We start from the raw sequence: 22,329 nt of genomic DNA, 5'->3' as shown, positions 1-22,329 counted from the left end.
AAATTAAGAAGTCCCGTCTTCAAAATGGAAGACGGGACTTCTTTTTTATTATATCATGAACTCATCGATCCTTTTAGCAAAACGGTTTACGATAGATAGCCTATAGATTTGTTCTCTCTTTCTTCTATACCATTCTGTTATATTAACTTCCCCTTTAGGTTCTTCAAGTACAAATAACACATTCATTTTCATATTTGCACAAAACCAATCTCTCATTTTTATTTCTTCATGTAAAATAACAGGATAAATATCTCTAAGTGTTGGCGTATAAGACTTTCGAGTTTCCTTTGCGTAAACTTCATAATCTTCTCTAGACCCAGTATGTGTAGTTTGCAGTGCAAACTTATAAAACGAACCATTATAAATTGGATGAAACAATAACCATGCTAATTTTTTTCCTAGTTCTATACGCTTTTGTAACGTTTCAAATTGATAAACCGAAAACCCATACATTCTCCCTTCAATTGTTGGGAAGATAACTGCACTAATATGAAGTCTTTCTTGTACTTTAAAAAGTGCAGTATGGAATACATGTTTTTTAAAATATGTGTTCTCAATGACTGGTTTTTGAATTTTATTTTGTTCATTTATAATAAGCGCTGTCATAAGTCTATTCATATCTCTTCTTTCCCAGAAAAGTAACCATTCTTTTTCCATAAAAATTGATACATTGAAGTATTGCAACAAATGAAAGAGAGGTGCATGTCTCTTCTTACTTTCCTCATACAATAATAGCTGAGGAAATGCATCTAAAAAAATAATCCAATTAGCCTGTTCGTACAGAAGAAATAAATGTTTTTTTACCGTTCTAGGTAAAACAGTAGCATAATATCTCCCTTCTAAATCAGTCATATTCCAGCCCGCATTTCTCGAAACCATACTCGCTAAAAAGGCCCACCTGATTTCACTATTTCTTAAATAATATTCTTGATAAGATTGTGTCCGAGAAATATTGTCCACATTAGCTATTTCTGTTTTCTTTTTAATATTGTGAATGATTGCTTTTTCTTCCTCTATACAAAAATTTTTTTCTCGATTTTGTTTAATTTTCATATAATCATTCCATGTAAACATAAATAAGTCATCATACCTTTCATCAAAAAGGTCACATCTTTTTTCATTTTTTGATATAATCACCTTTGTAAGTAATTCTTAGCAAGTTGGGGGTGGACACACTATGACCATTCGTTACCCAAATGGAAAAAGGTATAATCAAGCTTCACAACCTCAAAAAACACCTATAAAAACACATACTTATAGTAATAGAGGTATGTCCCTTGAAGAGGAATTGAATGAAACAAATCAATATTACTTAACCCATAATATTGCATGTGTACATAAAAAGCCTACACCTCTTCAAATTGTAAAAGTAGATTACCCCGCTCGAAGTGCTGCAGTGGTAAAAGAAGCGTATTTTAAACAACCTTCTACAACAGATTACAACGGTGTATACAAAGGGAAATACATCGATTTTGAAGCAAAGGAAACCAAAAATAAAACTAGTTTCCCACTTCAAAACTTCCATCTTCATCAAATTGAACATATGAAGCAAGTGGTTGCTCATAATGGAATTGCATTTGTTATTATTAAATTTACACTTTTTGATGAATTTTATTTACTAGATGCAAAACATATTATTGCATTTTGGAATCGTCAAAATACTGGTGGACGCAAGTCGATTACGAAAGAAGAAATAGAAGAGCATGGATCCTTATTATCATGCGGTTATCACCCTCGGATTGACTATATCCGTGTACTAGACATGGTTTATTTTTCGTGATAGAGTCATCACTAAGGCTCTTTTTTCGACTTTTGGGGGAGAGAATGAAAGGTAGGAGAAAGTATAATGTCAGATAATTATCGTTCTCGTACAGAACGAAATCATGTGAAAAATCAAGAGAAAAAAACACATAAAGAAGAAAAACCAAAGAAAAAAGGCTCCTTTTTCAAGAAATTCCTTATAGGTTGTCTACTTCTTGGTATCGTTGGTCTTGTAGCCGGCGTTTCCGCTTTCTTTGTTATGGTAAAGGACGCTCCAAAATTAGACAAATCCAAACTTGTTAATCCTTTATCAACAAAGTTTCTCGATAAAAACGGAAATTTCTTCTATGAATACGGTGCTGAAAAACGAACACATGTTACTTATGATCAAATTCCAAAAGTAGTTGAAAATGCATTTCTTGCAACTGAGGATTCGCGTTTCTATGATCATAATGGAATTGATTTTAAACGAACTACAAAAGCAGTTATGGAAAATGTCACTGGTGGTTTCGGTTCCCAAGGTGGTAGTACGATTACACAGCAAGTCGTTAAAAACTACTTTCTAACGATGGACAAAACTGCTAAAAGAAAAGTGCAAGAATGGTACTTATCTTACAAATTAGAGCAACAATACTCTAAACATGAGATTTTAGAAATGTACTTAAATAAGATTAATTTAGGTAACCGTTCATACGGTATTGCGACAGCAGCGCAAAAATATTATGGTAAAGATTTAAAAGACTTGCAATTACATGAAGCTGCTATGCTCGCTGGTTTACCCCAAGGTCCAAACATTTATGATCCAACAAAAAAGGAAAATGTTGAACGAGCAACAAATCGTCGTAATGTCGTATTATCATTAATGAATCGACATGGTTATATAACAAAAGAAGAAATGAATAACGCCGTTAAGATTCCAGTAACTGAGGGCCTTCAACCGTCTTCAGAAGTAACTGAGATGAAGTATCAAGCATTTTTAGATGCGGTTGTAAAAGAAGTTGAAAAAGAATATCCTGATGTAAATATCGGTTCAGATGGTTTAACGATTCATACAACACTTGATCAAGATGCTCAAGATTACGCCGACAAAATTATGGATGGCAATCTTATTAAGTATCCGGACGATCAATTCCAAGGGTCATTCGTATTTATGGATACACAGTCTGGAGAAGTTCGAGCAATTGGTGCTGGACGTAAAGAAAGTAAGTCTACTTTCAAAGGTCATAATATGGCAACTGATTTAAAACGCCAAGTTGGTTCAACAATGAAACCAATTTTCGACTACGGTCCGGCAATTGAAAATTTACAATGGTCTACATACCATCAATTAAACGACTCAGAGTATACGTATTCCAATGGTAAGAAAATACAAAATGCAACAAAGAGTTACAAAGGTGACGTTTCACTACGTGAAGCTTTGAAAAAGTCATTAAACATTCCAGCTTTAAAGACAGCACAAACAGTTGGTCTTAATAAGTCAAAAGAATTTGCTGAAGGTTTAGGCATGACCTTTAAAGAAGGAAAAGTCTACGAATCAACAGCAATCGGTAGTAACGATAGTTCTCCATTAGAAGTAGCAGGTGCATATGCAACCTTTGGTAATAGTGGTAACTATAATAAACCACACTTCGTAAAAGAAGTAACCTTCCCGGACGGGAAAAAGAAAAGCTTTAAACCGAAAGAACATCGCGCAATGCAAGACTATACAGCTTATATGGTTACTGACGTTCTTCGTGACGTAGTAAAACCTGGTTCTGGTGGTACAGGTCCAACAGCATACGTTTCAGGTGTTGACGTAGCAGGTAAAACAGGAACACAAAACTTTGATGAATCAGTTCTTCAAAAATATGACATCCCAGCTGATGCAAACAGAGATAGCTGGTTTGCTGGATATACGCCACAATACACAATGGCTGTTTGGACCGGTTACGAAAAAGATGGTCCAAAAAATTATGTTAGCGATCGCTCCACTAGAATTGCACAGCAAATGTTCCAAGTAATGATGAGCAAATTCGCTACAGATAAATCACGCTTTGAACGTCCTTCTTCTGTACAAGAAATAAACGGAGAGTTATACGTAAAAGGTGCGAAAAAAGATGCAATTAAACAAATTAAAGTAGATGCCCCTAGTGGTCTGAATGTCACTTTTGATGGCGCTAGCACAGTTACACTAAACTGGTCTGGACCAGCAGAAGTTGATGCATATGCAGCCAGCTATAAAGCAACTGACGGTTCAAGTGGTAGCCTATCAATAAGTGGTACGACAGCTACTCTTGGTGGTATTAAACCAGGTGTTACTTACAGCTTCTCTGTAGTAGCGAAAAAAGGTACTGGCACAAGCCCAGCAGTTGGTGCATCCTTCACTGCGCCTGGCGGAACTCCAGATGCAAAAAAAGCTGAAGAAGAGGCTAAGAAAAAGGCCGATGAAGAAGCTAAGAAAAAAGCTGATGAGGAAGCCCAGAAAAAGGCTAATGAAGATAAAGTAAAACAAGACGAAGCTAAGAAAAAGGCTGAAGAAGAGGCTAAGAAACAACAAGAACAGCAACAGCAAGAACAACAACGTAAACAGCAAGAAGAAGCTCAAAAGAAAGCTGATGAGGAAGCTAGAAGGAAAGCTGAAGAAGAAGCTAAGAAGAAAGCTGAAGAAGAGGCCAAGAAAAAAGCTGAAGAAGAGGCTAAGAAACAACAAGAACAGCAACACCAAAATCCCGGAGGAGATACACCTCACGCAGACGGTGCTGTTGTTACAACAGAGTCCTAATATACAAAAAAAGAAGTCCGTTTCTCTTAACGAGAAGCGGACTTCTTTTTTGTTATCATTTTCTTTACATACAGCTTTTCTATTTCGATATACAACTGCGCTAATTGAATATAAGAATGATAATTACTCGGTTTCTTTATAATGAATGAATATCTTTCCATAAAATTAACAGGTTGCACTTTTAATTTATTCGTATTTATTTGCATTTCATTCAAACTATGAACAGGTTGTTCATTTAGCCAATAGACAACCGATAACAAGTGAGCTGAAAAAAGAATCATTGGTCCCTCAGCCTCTTGCTTATTTCTATTTCGAAACAGTATAGCAATGTCTTCATGCTTATTTTTCCATACATTCAACATCACTGGAATGCTGTTTTCAATTTCCTTCCATGGCTCATACTGTCTTTCAATATCAAATATAAAGTAAGTATTTTGTATTATCTCTTCAAAAGAATTGTCTGTATGATACTTAATTAAATTTACACTTTCTTTAAAAAATGGTAAACAGTGAAATTCTTTCGGTATTTCTATAACTCGTTCCATCCTTTATTTCACCTTCATTCGCTTCTTTCCTTCACGACATACTTCTAACAGTCTGCATTCCTCACATTGCGGTCGTTGTGCTTTACAATGATAACGTCCAAAGAAAATCATACGATGATGTGTAACTCCCCACTCATCCATTGGTACTTTCTTCATTAATGTTTTTTCTACTTCTAACACAGAGTCTTTCCATCTACACATAGCTAATCGTTTACTCACTCGCTCCACATGTGTATCAACAGCAATTGCCGGAATTCCAAACGCTACGGAAACTACAACATTCGCTGTTTTCCTTCCTACACCTGGTAATTTCGTAAGTTCATCTCGATCGTTCGGTACTTCTCCATTATAGTCATCTAATAACATTCGGCATAATTTTTGAATGTTTTTTGCTTTATTTCTATACAATCCGATAGAGCGTATATCTTGTTGTAATTCTTCTAGAGAAACACTTAAATAATCTTCTGGTGTTTTATATTTTTGAAATAAATTTCTTGTCACTTTATTTACAAGTACATCCGTACATTGTGCAGATAACGCCACCGCGATTACAAGTTCAAATGGATTATCATGAACCAATTCACAATGTGCTTCTGGATACATATCCGCCATTGTGTCTAAACAATAACGGATTTGCGTTTTGTTAAGCATATTTTTCCTCCTATATTACTGCTCCAACCAATTATAAAAAGGCACTTTTCCAGTAAATTTCGTCTCTTGTTTTGTCATTTGTTGTGCTCTTTGTTGATTCGCTCTAAATTTTTGACCTTGATTTTGAGCCTGATCTACCGTTTTAATTCCATTCTTTTTCCACTCAAATAAAATACGATCAATATATCGGAAATTTAGTTTTCCACTCATTACAGCTTCTCTAAGAGCCGCTTGAATTAAATTTGGATGATGTTGATCTTGGTCCTCCCACATCCCTAACGTTTCACATTCGAACGGCGAAAGTGGTCTTCCAAATTCTTTTTCAAATACTGTATATAAATTTACTTGTAGCTGTTTTTTTTCTTTTTGCTCTTCCTCTATTGATTCATCCATTAAGAAATGTAATATTTTTTCCCATAACGGTTGTAAAGAATAACTTTCGCACATCATCGCTTCTGATCTTTGTCCACCTTCTAGTGATAAAAAACCTTTTTGAATCAATGCCTGAATTACTTCCATACATTTCATTTCCGTTATCGTCATCCGTTCAGAAATCTCTGAAGGAGTCGGAAACGAATTACCTGATTCTAAAAATGTGTGTACATGAAGTACAACCATAAATTCCGTCTCATTTAAACCTAATTTTTTATAATGCATCATAAGCAATTTTGGAATTGCAATGCTTCCCTGCTCAAACCACTGTAACATCATTTTCTTTTTCATCACCAAACACCTCGCTCTCTAGTATAACACACCTTTAGCTATTTCTTTTTGCCACAATCCGTCAAAAAAACCTCCCCATTAATAGGGAGGTTTTTTATATTACATGAATGAAATATAAAATTAAGCTTGCACTTTACTTTTCATAAATGTATGGATGCGCTCTAATGCTTTCTCTACTTGTTCAAGAGATGTCGCATATGATAAACGAACATTATTTGGAGCACCAAATCCTGTACCTGGTACAAGAGCCACTTTTTCCTCTTCTAATAGAGCTTTTGCCCAATCATCAACTGTTGCATATCCTGATAAAGCTACAGCTTCTTTTACGTTAGGGAATAAGTAAAATGCCCCTTGCGGTTTAATACAAGTAAAGCCAGGGATTTGAATTAATTTATCATAAATGATGTTTAATCTCTCTTCAAAGGCTTGACGCATTGTTTCCACAGGTTCTTGTGAGCCTGCATATGCCGCAATTGCGCCGTATTGAGCGATTGAAGTAGGGTTTGACGTACTATGACTCGCTAAATTCGTCATTGCTTTAATAAGCTGCTTATTTCCTGAAGCATATCCAATACGCCATCCTGTCATAGAATGAGATTTAGATACACCATTAATAATAAGTGTTTGTTCTTTTAATGCATTAGAAAGCTGGGCAATTGAAGTATATTCTACGCCACCATAAATTAATTTTTCATAAATTTCATCAGAAACGATTAAAATATCATGTTCTAAACATACTTCTCCAAGCTGTTGTAATTCTTCTTTGCTATAAATCATTCCTGTTGGATTGCTCGGTGAATTAATAATAACTGCTTTCGTTTTCTCTGTAATTGCCTCACGCAGCTGCTTTGCTGTAATTTTGTACTCATTGTCTTCTAAACCTTCTACATAAACCGGCTTACCGCCAGCAAGCTTTACTTGCTCTGGATAGCTTACCCAGTAAGGAGTTGGGATGATAACTTCATCTCCCTCATCAAGTAATACTTGGAATAATGTATATAATGCATGCTTTGCACCATTACATACAATAATTTCAGATGGATCATACGCAATACCTTGATCGCGAGTAAATTTCTTCACAATTTCTTGTTTTAACGATTGTAATCCACCTGTTGGTGTATACTTCGTATGCCCTTCTAACATCGCTTTATGTGCAGCATCCATAATATGCTCTGGTGTATTAAAGTCAGGTTCCCCTGCCCCTAATCCAATTACATCATGACCCTCTGCTTTTAATGCTTGTGCCTTTGCTGTAATTTCTAAAGTTGAAGACGGTGTTAAAGCAGCTACTCGCTTTGCTAATTTCATTTGTAGTTCCCCCTACATCTATTTTTCAATGCTATATCGTCTTAAAAATTTTCCATCTTTAAATTCAAGATAGTAATAACTATAACGATTGTCATCATCAATATATGTAACTTCCCATAGTGGTACATCATTTTCAAAGCCTAATTTCACTTTCATAATCTCTTTCGGCTTACTTTTTGATTCCTTACTTTCATTGCCGACTTGCTCTATTGTTCTTTGTATAGCCTCTTTTTCAGAAATACCTTCGCTCTTTTTCCTTACTACAGTATCCCCTTTTTTCTCAGGCACCCAAACGATAAGTTGTTCTCCCTTTTCATCTGTACCTTGCACGACTATATATGCAGATTTTCCGTTGTAATAATCAACAGATTTCACCTTTGTAAGCTTTGCTTTTTCTTTAGCAATTTCTACAAATTTCGACTCTTTTGGAATTTTCTTTCCCATCGCTTTATTATAAACATACGCCCCATATATTCCGCTAGCAACGATAACAATAATGATTGCAAAGATCCACTTTTTCATTGTATCACTACGTTCTGTAAATCGTAAATACAGCTGTTTCTTTATCTTTTTCGTCTAATGCTAGTCCGAACATGAGGTCCTGCTCTTTTAACGTACGATTTAAACTATCAACAATTTTATACAAATCCGACGAATATTTAATACGCGTCGTTGATAGTACTTCGATTTTCTTATCCATGAAAAAACTCCTCCGTTACACAAAAATTTCTAATTATAGAAGAACGCAATGCGGTTACAATAAGAGTACATTCTTTACAACCCCTGCTTCATCACCCATCTATTATAGCAGGACATGTACAGCAAAAAAAGGTTTCAAGTCGAAAACCAACACATTTTGTATACAAGAAGTAAGAAAAATAAAATTCCTCCTACCCACATTTTTTACGCCTGAAGTTTATAAGTACTTCAGGCGTATTTTTCTTCCATTTTTATTCATTTGATGGTTCTTCTAATTGTACTAACAATTCTTCTAATGGTCCTTCATAAAGAGGTACGTTAGGAATCGATTGTAGAAATCGTTTTCCATAGGAAGAACTCGTCAAACGACGATCTAACACTACTACCGTTCCTGTATCTGTATTCGTTCGAATTAAGCGGCCGAATCCTTGTTTGAAACGTAATATTGCTTGTGGGAGCGCTAATTTAGCGAATACATCTTCACCTTGATTTTTTAGCCACTCACCTTTCGCTTCCATCATCGGCTGATGAGGAGGTGTAAATGGTAGACGGACTATAACAAGACAACTTAAGGCATCTCCAGGAATATCTATTCCTTCCCAGAAACTGCTCGTCCCTAATAAAATTGATTTGTCGAACTCTTGAAACTTTCGAATTAAGCGGCTTCGACTTCTATTATTCACACTTTGGGTGAGTAATAAATAACCCTCTAATTCATCATTATTTTTTAAATTCGCATACGCTTCTTTTAACATTTCATACGAAGTGAATAAAACGAGCATTCTGCCTTTTGTGGCTTTTGCTATCTTTGCAATATGTTCCGATACAGATTCAATATATCGCTCATTACTTACTTGCTTAATAAAAGGTACATCCGTTGAAACCATTAATTTCATCTGTTCATCATAACGAAATGGTGACGGAACCTTTAATGTATTTGGAGCGAAATCATGTAAACCAAGTTCCTCTTTTATATAATCAAACGTATCGTTAACTGTTAGTGTTGCGGATGTAAAAATAACACTCTTTTTTTCTGTTAAAAATTCATCAGCAAATCTTTCACCAATATGGACAGGCTGTGCGTATAGAACTGTTGAATGAATCGTCCCTTTCGTTTCAGTCTCCATCCAAGTTACATACGAATTCTTTTCTAATACGAGTAACTGTAATGATTCTGCCATCTTTCTCAGCAACTCAATTAAATGCATAAATTCACCTGTTACAACATGCATCTCCCATTCTAACTTACTTTGCAATATATCCACTTGCTTCTCAAGAGCAGTTACTACCCTTCTTAATTCATATATAAAACGATTTGTTAATTCGACGATACTATCCCACAACTTACCTTTTTCTAGTTCTGCGTTATACCTATAGATGAGCGGCATATTATTCGTTCCTTGCTCTTGCTTTGTTTGTTTAAATATAAAAGTACGTAACATTTGGAAGAGTTCATCCGCATCAAACTTAAGTTCCTTCAAACTATAACTTATCATACGGAAAGTTGAACGAGATGCTTGCTCTGATTTTTTCATCATTTTATATACTTTGGAGAGTACATCTTCTGTTTCTAGCGTCCCAAGACGAGATATAACCAATTGAAAATACATACAAGAGAACTGTTCACCCAATGTTCTACTCGCAGCTTCTTCAATATGGTGAGCTTCATCAAAAATAATATGTTCGCATGAAGCAAACAACGGTTCTTCACTTGAAAAATCTTGAAATAATAACGCATGATTTGTAATAACGATATCTGCAAATAAAGCTTTATTCTTCGCTCGCTGATAAAAACAACGACTAAACCAATTACTTTGCATACCGCCTGGACTATACGCATCGCTACAAATACGATTCCAAAGTAACTTTCCGCCCTCAGGAATATTTAATTCGTCTCGATCACCTGTTTCAGTTTGCAATAGCCAAACTAAAATCTTCGCCTTCGTAAGTGCCATATCATAATTTTTTTCTTCCTCTTGCAAAGCATACTCAAATTTATGTAAGCATAAATAATGCTTTCTTCCTTTTAGAAGAGCTGCCTCAAATGAAAATGGCATTATTTTTTGTAATAACGGAATTTCTTTTTCTAATATTTGTTGTTGGAGTTGTACCGTTTGTGTACTTATAATGACAGGTTCTTCTTTTCTCTTTGCAAAATAAAGACTAGGAAGCAAATAAGCAAGAGTCTTTCCTGTTCCTGTACCCGCTTCAATTAGTGAAAAACGAGAATCTCTTAACGCCGTATATATCTCTTTCATCATCAGTTGTTGACTTTCTCTTCTTTCAAACTTTGGCATATGTGATTCCAATTTATCCATCGTTTTATTCAAGAAAGCATCAAACTTTGATGAACACGTTTCTCCAAGGTTTAAGGAATAGTTCCGCTTTTTCAGCGCAATATTTCGATGTATTTCATACTCCGCTATATCTTCTTTACCGTGCATTACTTTCTTTAAAATATTTTCAGAAAGCACATCAGCTATATCGCTTTGGAACACATCACTTAATTCATAAAGCGATTGCAACGTGACAAGTGGTAACTTTTCAATTTCATTTAAAAATTGTAAAAATAATTCCGCTGTTGCAAGAGCATCACTATCCGCACGATGTGGTTGATCGTGCTCTAGTTCATGCTTCTTAGCTAAATCACGTAATTTATAACTATCGGCTGTCGGCAAAAGAATTTGAGCCAATTCAACCGTGTCGATTTTCGGACAATGTATTTCTGTATATCCAGCTTGCCTTAATTCTTCATTTAAAAAATTCCAATCAAAGTGAACATTATGCGCAACGAAAGCCGCACCTTGTAATAGCTCAACAATCATCGGGGCTACATCTTGAAATAACGGGGCTTGTTTTACAAGACTTTCATCAATCCCTGTTAATTCTGTAATAAATGGTGGGATCTCTCTCTTTGGGTTAACAAAAGACGAAAAAATCTCCAATATCTCTCCATCTTCTACTACAACAGCTGCAATTTGGGTAATTTTATCCTTCCCATCTTTCCAGGAGTTCCCTGTCGTCTCTAAATCAACAACGACATAACGCTTACTCATATATGTAACACCTCAATTTCTTACCTTTCAAACAACAATAATTTATATAATGTTACTATACCACGTTTTATCTCATCTTAATGAAAAGATGCACAAAAAAGCTATCTCCGCAATGGAGATAGCCTTTCTACTTATAATATCGTACCCGCTTTTTCAGCACCTAACATTTCAATAATTTGATTATTATCGTCTAATACTGCAATTTTTGGTTCTTGTTTATGAATCTCTTCTTCCGTAACTAGCCCATAACAAATAATAATTACTTTGTCCCCTGGTTGTACAAGCCTTGCCGCAGCACCGTTTAAACAAACAACACCACTACCGCGTTCCCCTTTAATAACGTATGTCTCTAAGCGAGCACCATTATTATTATTTACAATTTGGACTTTTTCGTTTTCTACAATATTTACTGCATCCATTAAGTCTTCATCAATTGTAATACTACCTACATAATTTAAATTTGCCTCCGTTACAGTTGCACGATGTAACTTTGCTCTCATCATTGTGCGAAACATAGATGCTCCCCCTTATTTAACTGTTAATGTTATATTGTCAATTAATCTTACATTTTCAAACTTAACTGCAATAGCTAAAATGATTCTTCCTTTGACTTTCTCTACCATTGTTAATGACGGATATGCATATAAATCTGCATAATCTACAGTGCCTTTCGTATGCGTCTCAATATACTCTTTCACAAGATTTGTAATGATTTCGGGATTACGTTCACCTGCCTCAATTCTTTCTTTCGCTATACATAGGCTGCGGTATAAATGAAGAGCTTCTTCACGTTCATCTTGTGATAGGTACACGTTACGAGAACTTTTCGCTAAACCATCTTCTTCCCTTACAATATCAACTGGTACGATTGTAACTGGAATATTGAAATCAGTTACAAACCCTTCAATTACTGCAACTTGTTGAGCATCTTTCATACCGAAATAAGCACGCTTTGGCAGCGTAATATTAAATAGTTTCATTAGTACAGTTGCAACACCAGCAAAATGACCAGGTCTTTGTTGACCGCATAATACGTCCGTGCGCTTCACAACTTCTACCGTTGTTGTTTGTTCTGCTGGATACATTTCTTCTACACTCGGATAAAATAAATAATCTACACCGTTTTCTTTTGCTACATTTTCATCTCTATCAATATCACGAGGATATCGATCTAAATCTTCATTTGGGCCAAATTGTAGTGGGTTTACAAATACACTTAAAACTACAGTTTCATTTTCTTCTCTTGCCTTACGTAATAAAGTAGCATGGCCTTCATGTAAATAACCCATTGTTGGAACAAAACCAATACTCTTTCCACTTGCACGAAGTTCGCTCGTAATTTGCTGCATCTCTTGCACTGTAGTTACGATTTTCATTATTGTTTTCCTCCATATAACGCTAAGCATTCTTCCTCTTTCATTGTGAACGAATGTTTTTCTTCAGGAAATTGCCTTGTCTTTACTTCAGTAACATATTGTGAAATCCCACGCACAATCTCCTCTTGAACAGACGTATATTGCTTCACAAATTTCGGAACACGATTTACGCCGTATGAGATAAGATCATGATAAACAAGCACTTGCCCATCTACTTTTTGTCCTGCGCCAATCCCAATTGTCGGTATTGTTAGTTGCTCTGAAATAAGTTCTGCTAACTGCATTGGTACACATTCTAACACAAGCGCTATTGCACCAGCTTCTTCACATTTCTTTGCATCTTCTATTAATTTTTTTGCACTCTCCGCATCTTTTCCTTGCACTTTATATCCACCCAACACTCCTACAGATTGAGGGGTTAAACCTAAATGCGCTACAACAGGAATTCCTGCGTTCGTCAAATATTGAATCGTCGATATAACTTCTCCAGCACCTTCTACCTTCAGTGCGTGTGCCCCGCTCTCTTGAACGATGCGGCGTGCATTCACCATCGTTTCTTGTAATGATACGTGATACGACATAAATGGCATATCAGTTACAATAAACGTCTCTTTCGCTCCGCGGCGTACAGCTTTCGTATGATGAATCATATCCTCTACTGTTACAGGTACTGTTGAATCGTATCCGAGTACAACCATTCCAAGAGAATCTCCAACTAGAATCATATCAACTTCAGCTTCTTCTGCTAATTTAGCAGATGGATAATCATACGCCGTTAGCATTGTAATCGGCTCACCTTGCTCTTTCATCTTCAAAAAATCTGTTTTTGTTTTCAAAAACTACTCCTCCTTTATGCAGGAGAGAGGAGATGGCCGAAATCATATAAAAAAACCCCTCTGGCCATAAAAGGGCAGAAGGGTTGTGTGTTAGTCGGCATTATTCATCCCTCTGTCCCAGTCCGTTATTGGATCAAGGCAGAATCCAAGTTATTATTTTTCGTATGACTTCGAATCATGGTGCAGTTCGCTCTGATACTGCCCACATTCGAACTAATTATAGCAAACTACAAAAAGGAATTACTACATTTTTTCGAAAAAATAATTTTTTATTCTTATTACGGTATATGAAATTTAACACGAGAGTATATATGCTATACAGTTTTTATGGATAATTCAATCCTGAAAAGATACATGTTTTTTCAACGCATGTTAAAAAAGTCCAAGTTAATTTTTTCTGTAATCAATTTAACTATATAGTATAACTCTTAAACTAATGATGCAGGTTAATTGAGGAAAGTACTTAACAAAGGAGAATTGCAGATGTCTATGAACAGGTGGTTATTTCGATTCAGCAGTTTGCTTGTAATGATTGTATGGTGGATGTCTTTAGGATCCTCCCAAGTATTTGCCTCAGTTCATGTCGTAACACAACCCACCGATTTAACGAAAGTGATTGAGGTTGAACTAAATGATGATTACTTTAATCCAAATGTCATCACGATTCCGCTTGAAGGATCAACAACATTACTATTGAAAAATAAAGGTAAAAACGAGCACACCTTTACAGTGAAAAAACTCGGTATTGACGTCGTAGTCCAGTCAGGAAAAGAAAAGAATATTACCGTGAAACCTAAAAATACTGGTACATATGAATTAATATGTCGATACCATCTTCTTAAAGGAATGACAGGCAAAGTAATCGTCAAATAACATGCCAGGTCAACTCGACGGAAGCTATTTTGAAATGAACTTTAAATATGAAAAGAATTTATTATCATGTTACAAATTCAACTCAAAACTATTGAAATAAAAAGAAGTTCCAAAAGAGGAACTTCTTTTACTTAATTTCGATATCTGCAGAATGAATATGATGTACTTTCCCCTCATGATCCTCCAGAAGTAATACACCATCCTCTGTGATTCCTTTTGCTAACCCCGTAATTGTCTCTCTCATCGTTCGAGCGGTAATTTCTTTCCCGATGCTCACAGCGTAACTTTCCCAAAGAATTTTAATGACAGAGAAACCATTTTGTAAATATTCTTCATATAATTTTTCTAGTTGTAAATAGATTTGTTGCATAAGTTCTGCACGAACAATCGGCTTACCTGATTCAATCGCTAATGAAGTAGCGATGTGCTGAATTTCTTCATCAAAATGTTCTTGCTTTTGATTCGCATTAATACCGATGCCCATAATGACAGCATTAATTTTATCAGGATCCGCTTGCATTTCTGTTAATATACCTACAGCCTTTTTACCTTGAATTAAAATATCATTTGGCCATTTTATTCCTACGTTTACACCTGTACATTTTTCAATTGCCTGTGCAACACTAACAGCCGCTAACAAAGTAAGTTGCGGTGCATGATGAACTGGGATTGACGGGCGTAAAATAATACTCATCCAAATCCCTGTTCCTTTTGGTGAATGCCATTTTCTGCTTAAACGACCTCTTCCCGCTGTTTGTTCTTCTGCTACAACGACAGTTCCTTCTTCTGCACCTTCATAAGCAAGTTTTGCTGCAATGTGCTGCGTTGATTCAACAGTTTCTTCAAAATACACTGTTCTACCAATCCGCTTCGTTTGTAGCCCTAACTGAATTTCATTAGCAGTCACTTTGTCTGGCTTACTTGCAATTCGGTAACCTAATCGGCGCACAGCTTCAAGTTCATATCCCTCACTCCGCAGATCCTCCATATGTTTCCACACAGCAGTTCTTGAACAACCAAGTTTATCACTAATTGTTTGGCCGGATACAAACTCGCCATCCGCTTCAGAAAAAACTTGCAATAACTGCTTTCTTATAGTAGATTGCATCCTTGCAGCCACTCCCTTATACGCTCTTTCTCATTAACTACGTTTCCTTGTACGATTGCTTCTTCGATTTTCTGAAGCATTTCAGCAACCCACGGACCAGGCTTTTTGTTTGCCCAGTTTAATAAATCATTACCAGTCACATTCATTTCTTGACGTTCCTGGATTGGCAATGCATGAAACATTAATTGTACTCGTTCAACAGATGTAGGGTCATAGCTTTCAATCATCGCTTCATATACTCTCTCTGCCATTTCAGCGATATGAATTCCCGTTTTATAAAGAAGGACTGTATCCCAATCCTTCTCCTTTCTAGTACGAATTGCCAATAAAACTGCAACAATATCTTTTATTTTTTTATTCGAAAACTTCCATTGACGTAAAAAGACAGATGGATGTTCTTCTCCGATACAATATAAGAAAAATGCCCACGCCTCAATATCCGTTTCGAAAGAATCCCATTTATACTGCGTAGCTTTTAACAGTCTCTCTTCTGACATTTGTAAATATGGCAAATGAGAAAATAGCTTCGTCTCTACTAATTCTTTGAGACCTTTCACACAATATGTACCAGTTAACAGTTTCTCAAACTCTACTGTAATACGCTCAATTGCTATATGTTCTAGCAAATGCCCATGCGTTTCAATCGCTTGCTTCGTTTTCATTTCTAATGAAAAACCTAACGTGCTTACAAACCGAATACCACGCATCATTCGCAGGGCATCTTCTTGAAAACGATCCGCAGCATTTCCAACTGTCACAATTTCTCTCTGTTGAATGGCTTCCTGTCCAGCAAATAAATCAACCATTTTGCCTTCTTCTGTCATAGCAATTGCATTCATCGTGAAATCACGACGTTTTAAATCCTCTTCTAATGAACGAACAAATTGAACACTACTAGGTCTTCGAAAATCTTCATATTCGCTTTCTGTTCGAAAAGTAGTTACCTCATAAGGCTCACCATTTTCTACAACAATTACAGTTCCATGCTCAAGACCAACAGGAACATTTCTTGGAAATATAGCCATCACTTCTTCTGGTAGAGCAGATGTCGCAATATCAATATCTCCAATCGGCCTATCGATAATAAGATCTCGTACGCTCCCACCAACAAAGTAAGCCTCATGTCCTTGTTGCTTTAATGTCTCAATAATAGAACTAGCTTTTTTAAATCTTTCCATTTTTGTCATCCCTTAGTACGTCATAGTAAATCGTTTCATATTGTGAAACAATTTTTTCTGAGCGAAATTGCTCATAAACACTTTCTCTTGCTCGTTCTCCCATATTACGGTGAAGTTCCTCGTCCTTTAATAGCTGAATAGCTTGATTTGCCACTCCTGTTGTATCGCCAACTTCACATAAATATCCTGTTTCCCCGTGTTGAATAACCTCTGGAATACCTCCAACCCGCGTTCCGATACAAGGTACACCACACGCCATTGCTTCTAATAAAACAAGACCAAAACTTTCCTTCTCTGATAGAAGCAACATTAAATCACTCATCGCAAGTAGTTCTGCAACATTATCTTGCTTCCCTAGGAATAAAACGCGATCTTCAATATGTAAATTCTTCACTATCTGTAAAATCGTACAGAATTCTGGTCCGTCTCCAACAAGAAGCAACTTCGCATCTACTTCTTTAACAATTTTAGCAAATGCCTGAACAACATCCTGCACACGTTTCACTTTACGGAAATTCGAAATATGAATAAGTACTTTTTCACTCTCACTTATACCGTATTCTTTCTTTAATTGAGACATATTACGCTTGAAATATACACGTTCGTCTATAAAGTTATATACCGTTTGAATTTCTTTACTTGGTTTTACAAGCTCATGTGTTTCGTTAATTAATGAATGCGAGACAGCAGTGACAACATCCGATTGCTCAATACCAAAACGAATTAAATTATTTAACGAAGGGTCGGAACCTAACACAGTAATATCTGTTCCATGTAAGGTTGTAACAATTTTAATACGCTCTCCGATCATTTGTTTTGCTAAATATGCACAAATTGCATGTGGTATTGCGTAATGCACATGTAAAATGTCTAAGTTTTCTCTTTGTGCAACCTCGGCCATTTTACTTGCTAACGCTAAATCGTATGGTGGATATTGAAATACAGAGTATTGATTTACCGTCACTTCATGAAAATAAATGTTTGGATATACTTTATTTAACCGGAATGGTAAACCCGATGTAATAAAGTGAATTTCATGCCCACGTTCCGCCAATTGCTTTCCTAATTCTGTTCCAACAACTCCAGAACCACCTACAGAAGGATAACATGTAATACCTATTTTTAATTTCATTTACATCCCCCTAATAAATCAGCATGTAATAAAACCGGTTTCTTACTCATAAATCCCTCGGCATACAAGACTCCAACTTCTTTTCCAAACATCTTCTCACGAGCGATTACAGTTTCAACGTAACCTTCTGTTAACGGTGTCTTAACACCATCGCTCCCTGTTGAAAACTGACTTTCATACGCTTCTAATGCTTCCACCTTTATAGAGAGGTACTCACTTATATCTATACAAAAATTCGGTTTATGAAAACCATTAATCATATAATTATAAAAAGACTCCACACGATGTGGTGAAAGTTCCGGCATATATTTACGGATTCCTGCTGAAAAAATAGCCTCTTCCACAAGCTTTGCACAATTTGCATGATCTGGATGGCGATCTTCATAGTACGGTGCAAAAACTAGTTTTGGTTTATATGTACGGATCACCTTGACAATTTCACGTATATACTCTTCTTTCATATACAAACCACGGTCTGGCATCGCTAAATTCAGCCTCGTTTTTACTCCCATTATACGAGCTGCAACCTTCGCTTCTTCTTTTCTCAACTCTATCGTTCCATTTGAAGAAAGATCAGCTTCTGTTAAATCACAAATACCTACTTCATACCCTTGCTTTGTATATTTAGCGATGGTACCAGCCATGCCGATTTCAACATCATCGGCATGAGCACCAAACGCTAATATATGTAATCCACTCATAATTGTTCCCCTCATTTTCTTAACTTACGATAATCTAAATCTCCTCGCTCTAATGCGTGCATTAACATTTCAGCACTTGCCATATTCGTTGCAAGTGGAATCGCATATACATCACATAAACGAAGCAATGCATTCACATCCGGTTCATGCGGCTGTGCTGTTAATGGATCGCGGAAGAAAATCACCATATCTAAATCGTTCTTTGCAATCATTGCACCAATTTCTTGATCTCCACCAAGAGGGCCAGATTGATATCTTGTTACAACTAATCCAGTCGCTTCCATAATACGAAGCCCTGTCGTTCCTGTTGCAAATAATTCATGTTGTTCAAAAATTGGTTTATATGCGTATGCAAACGAAACCATATCATTTTTCTTTTTGTCATGTGCGATTAAGGCAATTTTCATCCGTTGTCTCCCCTTTAGTCGATAATATTTTCTAAACCGTACACAAGATGATCAAGGTTCATTACTGTCTCAATTGATAGTTTTACACCTGACATAAATGATGCACGATTGAATGAATCATGACGAACTGTTAACATTTGTCCATCTCCACCGAACATTACTTCTTGGTGTGCAATAAGCCCTGGCAAACGTACACTATGAATGTGAATACCGTCTACATTTGCACCACGTGCACCTGCTAGTTGCTCTACTTCTTTTGGATGACCTTGCTGCTTTGATTCACGATTTTGACGAATTAACTCTACCGTTTTTACAGCTGTACCAGATGGTGCGTCTAATTTTTGATCATGATGTAATTCAATTACCTCAACATCTTGGAAATATTTCGCTGCCATTTGTGAGAATTTCATCATAAGAACTGCACCAATTGCAAAGTTTGGAGCAATAATTGTTCCTACTGCTTTTTCTTTTGCATTCTCTGTTAAACGTGCCAATTCTTCTTCTGTAAATCCAGTTGTACCAATAACCGAACGAAGTCCACGCTCAACTGCAAGTGTAACGTGTTGTTTCCCCACTTCTGGTGTTGTTAAATCTAACAACACATCTGCTTCTACTTCATCTAAACAAGTATGTAAATCAGCGTAAATCGGTGCATGTAATGCTGGCATGCCAGGTAAATCAGAAATCTTCTCACCACCATGCTTATAATCCACTGCTGCTACTAAATTAAAATGTTCCGTTCTTTCCATAAGAAGAACTGCTTCATGTCCCATACGTCCTCTTGGTCCGGCGATAATTACTTTAATTTCTTTCATTATTCTTTCTCTCCCTCATCAATACGTGTCCAGCGATCTTTATCACGTGTATTAAATTTATTCATTACAATGTTATGTGCTGTCTCTAAATCAATATTTAAACTATTTGCCATACAAATCATAACAAATAATACATCTCCAAGCTCTTCTTCAATACTTCTTTCTTTTTCAGTTGTTTTCTTCGGTTTCTCACCATAATAATGATTTACCTCTCTTGCAAGCTCTCCCATTTCTTCCGTTAAACGAGCCATCATTGCAAGCGGACTGAAATAACCTTCTTTAAACTGACCAATATATGCATCTACTTCTTTCTGCATATCTTTCATCGTTTTTGCTTCCATACTATTCACCTCTAATCCTTCCTCTTTCATGTTAGCCAATTCATCGCGATTTGACAAATATTATTCCCCGCCAAACACCTATTTGCGACCCATTTTTGGATAGACTATAATAAAGTTGAACTAATCGAGTTCCTACGGCTGGTTTGCCCCTCTTCTTTGCTTCATCTCCTATCAGCCGTTAGAGCGGGATAAAGTGAAACCTTCTTTTGTGCTTTTCACAAAAGATCAGCCCACATCAATCAAGTTCTTACTATTTTCACTAGCAACTAGAAATTACTTATTATTATGTTTTACTGTTTCAGCGGAGCAATGCAATCATTACATAATTAGGGGGATTTCTATATGACATCAAAATTGAAGGTGCGAAATATTATTTTTATTTTAATCGGTTCCGCTATATTTTCTTTCGGTATTGTCAATATCAATATTGAAAACCACCTTGCAGAGGGTGGGTTTACTGGTATTACACTATTATTGTATTTTTTATTTAAGTTTGATCCTTCCTACTCAAACTTAATTTTAAATATCCCTATATTTTTTATTGGTTGGAGGTTACTTGGCAGAACGACATTTTTATATACATTAATTGGCACCTTTAGCGTATCTTTATTTCTATGGATTTTCCAGCGTTACGAAGTACTCAACTTACATTTAAACTTGCAAAATGATATGACACTCGCAGCTTTATTCGCCGGGGCATTTATCGGTATCGGCCTTGGAATAATATTTAAATATGGCGGGACTACTGGCGGTGTAGATATTATCGCACGACTAGCTCACAAATATGTTGGCTGGAGTATGGGGAAAACAATGTTTATGTTTGATGCTGTCGTTATCGTAGTCTCTATTCTTACCTATTTATCATACCGCGAGGGCATGTATACGCTAGTTGCTGTTTTTATCGGTGCTAAAGTCATTGATTTTATGCAAGAAGGAGCTTATGCTGCCAAAGGAGCGACTATTATCTCAGAGAAAAACGATGAAATTGCTGCCAAAATTTTATCTGAAATGGAGCGCGGAGCAACCTTTTTAAAAGCTGTTGGATCGTATACAAAAGTGGAACGTAACGTATTGTATTGCGTTGTTGCTAAAAATGAAATCGTGAAATTAAAGAATATCATTACTTCTGTAGATCCTCATGCTTTTGTCGCTGTAAGTGATGTACATGATGTAGTTGGTGAAGGATTTACGTTAGATGAAAATAAAAACCCTTTACATAATTAAATGTAACTAGAAAAGCGCCTTAGCTTTTCTAGTTTTTTATTACAAGTCTTTTAAGCTTCTCAAAATCCTCATGAATAAGCTCCAATAAACTCCGATTATAAAAAATGGAAGCTGGATGAAAAGTCGGAAAAACATGATATTCTTTCTCTGACCATGTAAACTCTGCACTTTGCATATCCTTTAATTTTTGAATGGGCTGTTTTAATAATTGCCCGTGTACATCTGTGATTTTTTTATTTTTTCCTGTTAAACGTTGAAGACCGATATTTCCAAGCGTGACGATAAGCTTCGGATGTATTTTCTCTAATTCATAATCTAACAAAGGCGCATGGGCAACTATTTCTCCCTGATTTGGCGTTCTATTATACTTTTTTTGTATGATTTCACCATTTCTTTCTTTTTTCTCTCGCCATTTATAAGGTCTACTTCGAACAGCGCTCGTAATATATACTTCTTCCCTTGTAACATCAATACGCTCTAAAAAATCCATTAATTGTTTTCCCGCCCTCCCGCTAAACGGAATCCCATTATGAATTTCTGTTTCACCAGGCGCTTCTCCTAACAACATAAATTTGGGATTTTCAGGACCTTGTCCACTTAAAAAACCTTCTAGTTGATAAGGAGCACTGCGCTCTTGCACTTGTTTTACTAAATGGTCTGGATATTTCATTTCCCCCCACCGCCTTTCCGCATTACTTCTATTATTTCTATTTGCAATACATTATATAATTCAATCCATACAACAAAAAAAAGACTATCAAAATGAACTGAACCCAAAAAATTAGACAAATATATTAAGCAGCTACTAAGGATTGAACTCTGTATTGCACAGGG

Annotated in this window: 23 protein-coding genes; 4 read left to right on the top strand and 19 right to left on the bottom strand. The window is 36.1% G+C overall.

The annotated features are described in order from the left end of the window. Positions 1-48: 48 nt before the first annotated feature. Complete coding sequence (locus tag QO049_RS18995; RefSeq protein ID WP_000495650.1) at positions 49-1,074, bottom strand: DUF2515 domain-containing protein; 1,026 nt, start codon at positions 1,072-1,074, stop codon at positions 49-51. A gap of 103 nt (positions 1,075-1,177) precedes the next feature. On the opposite strand from QO049_RS18995, the gene recU reads away from it, so the two are divergent. Together recU and QO049_RS18985 are read left to right on the top strand one after the other, a co-directional pair. Beyond that, positions 1,178-1,780: a Holliday junction resolvase RecU gene (gene recU / locus QO049_RS18990; RefSeq protein ID WP_000155598.1), complete on the top strand. Its 603-nt coding sequence runs from the start codon at positions 1,178-1,180 to the stop codon at positions 1,778-1,780. A gap of 66 nt (positions 1,781-1,846) precedes the next feature. Then, positions 1,847-4,522: a PBP1A family penicillin-binding protein gene (locus QO049_RS18985; RefSeq protein WP_021728640.1), complete on the top strand. Its 2,676-nt coding sequence runs from the start codon at positions 1,847-1,849 to the stop codon at positions 4,520-4,522. Between the two features lie 26 nt (positions 4,523-4,548). Here the strand turns inward: QO049_RS18985 and QO049_RS18980 are convergent, their stop codons facing one another. From QO049_RS18980 to panB, 10 genes are all read right to left on the bottom strand, one after another. Beyond that, positions 4,549-5,067, bottom strand: a complete 519-nt coding sequence (locus QO049_RS18980; protein WP_000442653.1) for a YpoC family protein — start codon at positions 5,065-5,067, stop codon at positions 4,549-4,551. A gap of 3 nt (positions 5,068-5,070) precedes the next feature. Then, entirely contained in the window at positions 5,071-5,718 is a 648-nt protein-coding gene (nth, locus tag QO049_RS18975) for an endonuclease III (RefSeq protein ID WP_000933034.1), read from the bottom strand. Between the two features lie 15 nt (positions 5,719-5,733). Continuing rightward, positions 5,734-6,441 (bottom strand): DNA replication protein DnaD, encoded by a 708-nt coding sequence (dnaD, locus tag QO049_RS18970; RefSeq protein WP_000728542.1) that lies wholly within the window; start codon positions 6,439-6,441, stop codon positions 5,734-5,736. A gap of 120 nt (positions 6,442-6,561) precedes the next feature. Then, the gene (aspB, locus tag QO049_RS18965) at positions 6,562-7,749 is read right to left on the bottom strand and encodes an aspartate transaminase AspB (RefSeq protein WP_284489404.1); all 1,188 of its coding nucleotides are present in this window, start codon (positions 7,747-7,749) and stop codon (positions 6,562-6,564) included. A gap of 18 nt (positions 7,750-7,767) precedes the next feature. Further along, complete coding sequence (locus QO049_RS18960) at positions 7,768-8,271, bottom strand: cell wall elongation regulator TseB-like domain-containing protein (protein ID WP_000758739.1); 504 nt, start codon at positions 8,269-8,271, stop codon at positions 7,768-7,770. 7 nt (positions 8,272-8,278) lie between these two features. After that, positions 8,279-8,449 (bottom strand): YpmA family protein, encoded by a 171-nt coding sequence (locus QO049_RS18955; RefSeq protein ID WP_000358352.1) that lies wholly within the window; start codon positions 8,447-8,449, stop codon positions 8,279-8,281. Positions 8,450-8,699: 250 nt separating this feature from the next. After that, positions 8,700-11,504, bottom strand: a complete 2,805-nt coding sequence (gene dinG, locus QO049_RS18950; protein ID WP_000044957.1) for an ATP-dependent DNA helicase DinG — start codon at positions 11,502-11,504, stop codon at positions 8,700-8,702. A 131-nt stretch (positions 11,505-11,635) separates the two neighbouring features. Further along, a complete protein-coding gene (panD, locus tag QO049_RS18945) occupies positions 11,636-12,019 on the bottom strand; it encodes an aspartate 1-decarboxylase (RefSeq protein ID WP_000490182.1) in 384 nt (127 codons plus the stop codon). 12 nt (positions 12,020-12,031) lie between these two features. Then, the gene (gene panC, locus QO049_RS18940) at positions 12,032-12,880 is read right to left on the bottom strand and encodes a pantoate--beta-alanine ligase (RefSeq protein WP_000707027.1); all 849 of its coding nucleotides are present in this window, start codon (positions 12,878-12,880) and stop codon (positions 12,032-12,034) included. Then, complete coding sequence (gene panB / locus QO049_RS18935) at positions 12,880-13,716, bottom strand: 3-methyl-2-oxobutanoate hydroxymethyltransferase (protein ID WP_000851108.1); 837 nt, start codon at positions 13,714-13,716, stop codon at positions 12,880-12,882. Before panB ends, panC begins: the two co-directional genes overlap by 1 nt. A gap of 483 nt (positions 13,717-14,199) precedes the next feature. Between panB and QO049_RS18930 the strand changes: the two genes are divergently transcribed. Then, on the top strand, positions 14,200-14,589 hold the full coding sequence (locus QO049_RS18930) for a cupredoxin domain-containing protein (protein WP_000062393.1): 390 nt from the start codon (positions 14,200-14,202) through the stop codon (positions 14,587-14,589). A 127-nt stretch (positions 14,590-14,716) separates the two neighbouring features. On the opposite strand, the gene QO049_RS18925 is transcribed toward QO049_RS18930, so the two are convergent. The 7 genes from QO049_RS18925 to QO049_RS18895 are packed head-to-tail and all read right to left on the bottom strand — an operon-like array spanning position 14,717 to position 20,271. Beyond that, entirely contained in the window at positions 14,717-15,697 is a 981-nt protein-coding gene (locus tag QO049_RS18925) for a biotin--[acetyl-CoA-carboxylase] ligase (RefSeq protein WP_001192063.1), read from the bottom strand. Continuing rightward, entirely contained in the window at positions 15,682-16,875 is a 1,194-nt protein-coding gene (locus QO049_RS18920) for a CCA tRNA nucleotidyltransferase (protein WP_000439316.1), read from the bottom strand. Before QO049_RS18920 ends, QO049_RS18925 begins: the two co-directional genes overlap by 16 nt. Further along, positions 16,862-18,007 carry an N-acetyl-alpha-D-glucosaminyl L-malate synthase BshA gene (gene bshA, locus QO049_RS18915; RefSeq protein WP_000768305.1) on the bottom strand — a complete coding sequence of 382 codons (1,146 nt, stop codon included), beginning with the start codon at positions 18,005-18,007 and terminating at the stop codon, positions 16,862-16,864. The genes QO049_RS18920 and bshA overlap by 14 nt, the downstream gene beginning before the upstream one ends. Then, the gene (gene bshB1, locus QO049_RS18910) at positions 18,004-18,708 is read right to left on the bottom strand and encodes a bacillithiol biosynthesis deacetylase BshB1 (RefSeq protein WP_000015673.1); all 705 of its coding nucleotides are present in this window, start codon (positions 18,706-18,708) and stop codon (positions 18,004-18,006) included. Before bshB1 ends, bshA begins: the two co-directional genes overlap by 4 nt. Positions 18,709-18,719: 11 nt before the next feature. After that, positions 18,720-19,115: a methylglyoxal synthase gene (gene mgsA / locus QO049_RS18905; RefSeq protein WP_000684765.1), complete on the bottom strand. Its 396-nt coding sequence runs from the start codon at positions 19,113-19,115 to the stop codon at positions 18,720-18,722. 14 nt (positions 19,116-19,129) lie between these two features. Further along, positions 19,130-19,930, bottom strand: coding sequence for a dihydrodipicolinate reductase (dapB, locus tag QO049_RS18900; protein WP_000658809.1), 801 nt, complete (start codon positions 19,928-19,930; stop codon positions 19,130-19,132). Further along, positions 19,930-20,271, bottom strand: coding sequence for a nucleotide pyrophosphohydrolase (locus QO049_RS18895; protein ID WP_002108639.1), 342 nt, complete (start codon positions 20,269-20,271; stop codon positions 19,930-19,932). Before QO049_RS18895 ends, dapB begins: the two co-directional genes overlap by 1 nt. Before the next feature lie 342 nt (positions 20,272-20,613). Between QO049_RS18895 and QO049_RS18890 the strand changes: the two genes are divergently transcribed. Further along, positions 20,614-21,495: a YitT family protein gene (locus QO049_RS18890; RefSeq protein WP_246962437.1), complete on the top strand. Its 882-nt coding sequence runs from the start codon at positions 20,614-20,616 to the stop codon at positions 21,493-21,495. A gap of 28 nt (positions 21,496-21,523) precedes the next feature. On the opposite strand, the gene QO049_RS18885 is transcribed toward QO049_RS18890, so the two are convergent. Continuing rightward, positions 21,524-22,165 (bottom strand): uracil-DNA glycosylase, encoded by a 642-nt coding sequence (locus QO049_RS18885; protein ID WP_000876871.1) that lies wholly within the window; start codon positions 22,163-22,165, stop codon positions 21,524-21,526. Between the last annotated feature and the right edge of the window lie 164 nt (positions 22,166-22,329).

This window comes from Bacillus sp. RB3 (assembly GCF_030164735.1).
Lineage (GTDB): Bacteria > Bacillota > Bacilli > Bacillales > Bacillaceae_G > Bacillus_A > Bacillus_A cereus.
This window is presented reverse-complemented; position numbering and strand designations above follow the sequence as displayed.

What these genes read in the sequence shown, in the direction of transcription:
- QO049_RS18995 (WP_000495650.1), bottom strand. Translation starts at nt 1,074, where the DNA reads ATGTTTACATGGAATGATTATATGAAAATTAAACAAAATCGAGAAAAA.
- recU (WP_000155598.1), top strand. Translation starts at nt 1,178, where the DNA reads ATGACCATTCGTTACCCAAATGGAAAAAGGTATAATCAAGCTTCACAA.
- QO049_RS18985 (WP_021728640.1), top strand. Translation starts at nt 1,847, where the DNA reads ATGTCAGATAATTATCGTTCTCGTACAGAACGAAATCATGTGAAAAAT.
- QO049_RS18980 (WP_000442653.1), bottom strand. Translation starts at nt 5,067, where the DNA reads ATGGAACGAGTTATAGAAATACCGAAAGAATTTCACTGTTTACCATTT.
- nth (WP_000933034.1), bottom strand. Translation starts at nt 5,718, where the DNA reads ATGCTTAACAAAACGCAAATCCGTTATTGTTTAGACACAATGGCGGAT.
- dnaD (WP_000728542.1), bottom strand. Translation starts at nt 6,441, where the DNA reads ATGAAAAAGAAAATGATGTTACAGTGGTTTGAGCAGGGAAGCATTGCA.
- aspB (WP_284489404.1), bottom strand. Translation starts at nt 7,749, where the DNA reads ATGAAATTAGCAAAGCGAGTAGCTGCTTTAACACCGTCTTCAACTTTA.
- QO049_RS18960 (WP_000758739.1), bottom strand. Translation starts at nt 8,271, where the DNA reads ATGAAAAAGTGGATCTTTGCAATCATTATTGTTATCGTTGCTAGCGGA.
- QO049_RS18955 (WP_000358352.1), bottom strand. Translation starts at nt 8,449, where the DNA reads ATGGATAAGAAAATCGAAGTACTATCAACGACGCGTATTAAATATTCG.
- dinG (WP_000044957.1), bottom strand. Translation starts at nt 11,504, where the DNA reads ATGAGTAAGCGTTATGTCGTTGTTGATTTAGAGACGACAGGGAACTCC.
- panD (WP_000490182.1), bottom strand. Translation starts at nt 12,019, where the DNA reads ATGTTTCGCACAATGATGAGAGCAAAGTTACATCGTGCAACTGTAACG.
- panC (WP_000707027.1), bottom strand. Translation starts at nt 12,880, where the DNA reads ATGAAAATCGTAACTACAGTGCAAGAGATGCAGCAAATTACGAGCGAA.
- QO049_RS18930 (WP_000062393.1), top strand. Translation starts at nt 14,200, where the DNA reads ATGTCTATGAACAGGTGGTTATTTCGATTCAGCAGTTTGCTTGTAATG.
- QO049_RS18925 (WP_001192063.1), bottom strand. Translation starts at nt 15,697, where the DNA reads ATGCAATCTACTATAAGAAAGCAGTTATTGCAAGTTTTTTCTGAAGCG.
- QO049_RS18920 (WP_000439316.1), bottom strand. Translation starts at nt 16,875, where the DNA reads ATGGAAAGATTTAAAAAAGCTAGTTCTATTATTGAGACATTAAAGCAA.
- bshA (WP_000768305.1), bottom strand. Translation starts at nt 18,007, where the DNA reads ATGAAATTAAAAATAGGTATTACATGTTATCCTTCTGTAGGTGGTTCT.
- bshB1 (WP_000015673.1), bottom strand. Translation starts at nt 18,708, where the DNA reads ATGAGTGGATTACATATATTAGCGTTTGGTGCTCATGCCGATGATGTT.
- mgsA (WP_000684765.1), bottom strand. Translation starts at nt 19,115, where the DNA reads ATGAAAATTGCCTTAATCGCACATGACAAAAAGAAAAATGATATGGTT.
- dapB (WP_000658809.1), bottom strand. Translation starts at nt 19,930, where the DNA reads ATGAAAGAAATTAAAGTAATTATCGCCGGACCAAGAGGACGTATGGGA.
- QO049_RS18895 (WP_002108639.1), bottom strand. Translation starts at nt 20,271, where the DNA reads ATGGAAGCAAAAACGATGAAAGATATGCAGAAAGAAGTAGATGCATAT.
- QO049_RS18890 (WP_246962437.1), top strand. Translation starts at nt 20,614, where the DNA reads ATGACATCAAAATTGAAGGTGCGAAATATTATTTTTATTTTAATCGGT.
- QO049_RS18885 (WP_000876871.1), bottom strand. Translation starts at nt 22,165, where the DNA reads ATGAAATATCCAGACCATTTAGTAAAACAAGTGCAAGAGCGCAGTGCT.